Below are 1,736 nucleotides of genomic sequence, written 5' to 3' on the forward strand. Positions count from 1 at the left end.
CGCTGGCATCTCGATAGGCGTCAAATGCATAAGTTCTCAAACCACTTCCACCTCGGAGAGGCGGGAGTGGTTTGCATGCTCATGCACTTGTTGCGCGTTCACCTGGTACGCTCCCTTAGCCCGTTCACCTGGTACGCCGCCCTGGACGGTTTCCTGGTACGCGTTCTCCAGTGCGTCCACCTAGGGCTTCTGCGTCAGGGTCCCAGTAACACCCTGACTTTGGTGCGCTAACCCGCACTAATATCCCAGTAAATAGCGTTACTGTGACGGAAAATATCTTGTTAATTAACGTTACTGTGACGATAATTAAGGGGTTCAAAGGGGTTCCCCCTTGCCAGCTCCAGGATGTAATACGGGTAGGCTGGCTAACCATCGTTACCGAAGGGCCTAGCATGAAAGACCAGCACGATACGCAGACTGCCGATCTACTTCCCACCAAGCGCCCTCGCGGGCGTCCCCGGACTGGTGTCGCCCTCTCTGGTGCCGAACGCCAAGCCAGACACCGCGCCAAGCTGGCAGACAATACCGTCACAGTGACGTTTATTCGTGATGATCTGCCAGCCCTCAAGCTGCTCCTGGCGAACCCGAACCCCGCTCTCCAGGTTGACCAGGACACTCTCGATCGCTTGGCTGCTACGTTATTCGCCGCTGCCATCTGACCCTACCGGAGGAGGACGGGCGAGCGATCTAGCGAGGAGGACGACGGAGGAGGGGCTCTAGCCCCTACAAGGCGCTCCCGTTACGTCAAATTGGATGACGTAGTCGAACGCCGGAACATGCCCATGCAGACCAAAGACTGGATCCCCCCCTTCCCTGATAAACCGGATTTTGAGGATCTCAGATTCAAAGGACTGCGAACGCCATAGCGCCCCTGGATCGGTCGATTGACGGTCCGAGTCCCAGTGACACTCGGACTTTGGTACGTTAACCCATACTAATGTCCGCTTTTAGGGCTCTCCGTGGATAAGCCCTATTGCCCACAGGCCAAACACACGGCCTATGGACAACCCTTCGGGATCGGGCTTAACCACCTCGACAAGATCCTCTCTCTAATGACTTTCTAGACGGGCTCCGGCCTAACGGCCTGCGCGAAAAAGGAAGCGCCAAGGCCTTGCTTGGCAAGGCTGCGCCCTCCTGTGTAAAACAGGCTTGCGCGACCATGATCGGACTGTCGGACGAACCCAGCGTTTCCGCTGAATTGCCGCCCCTCTGCACGCTCCGATAGAGCACCTCCAACGACATCCCACTATCCCGATTCAGAAGCTCCTGGGAGCCTCTAGGCCTGTTTTCTCATACCTGCCTATGGGTGTGCCTTGCTGAGGTGCGCCGCTGCGCGTATGGGTCGTTTGCAGAGTCTCCCCGTTCGACCCGACTTACACACCTGGAACGGCAACAATCTCTTGAAGTCCAATCCGTCCAGGTACGACAAAGCGCCAGGGTGTAAGCCTGGTAACAGTTACCGAAAGGGGATCTTGATAGATAGGGCGCTTCGCCGCTAAACTGGTTGGGTATTCGGTAACTGATCCCCTTTCTGGTTCTGTTACCTGAAGCCCTAGGTGGTGGTACACCGAAGGCTTCCGAAAGCCCGCCTTTGGCGGGTTTTTTCGTTTACGGCTATCAGATTACGCTGGCATCTCGATAGGCGTCAAATGCATAAGTTCTCAAACCACTTCCACCTCGGAGAGGCGGGAGTGGTTTGCATGCTCATGCACTTGTTGCGCGTTCACCTGGTACGC

The 1,736-nt window shown here is 56.3% G+C and carries 1 protein-coding gene; it reads left to right on the forward strand.

Features of this window, described 5'->3' with window-relative positions; genetic code table 11:
• The first annotated feature begins 392 nt into the window (after window positions 1-392).
• Complete coding sequence (locus tag ACB039_RS20850; protein WP_371166367.1) at window positions 393-659, forward strand: hypothetical protein; 267 nt, start codon at window positions 393-395, stop codon at window positions 657-659.
• Window positions 660-1,736: the final 1,077 nt, after the last annotated feature.

It is taken from the genome of Aeromonas sp. S2(2024) (assembly GCF_041402505.1).
Taxonomy (GTDB): domain Bacteria; phylum Pseudomonadota; class Gammaproteobacteria; order Enterobacterales; family Aeromonadaceae; genus Aeromonas; species Aeromonas media.

Excerpts from the sequence above, each read along its gene's own strand:
- ACB039_RS20850 (WP_371166367.1), top strand. The coding sequence starts at position 393 with ATGAAAGACCAGCACGATACGCAGACTGCCGATCTACTTCCCACCAAG.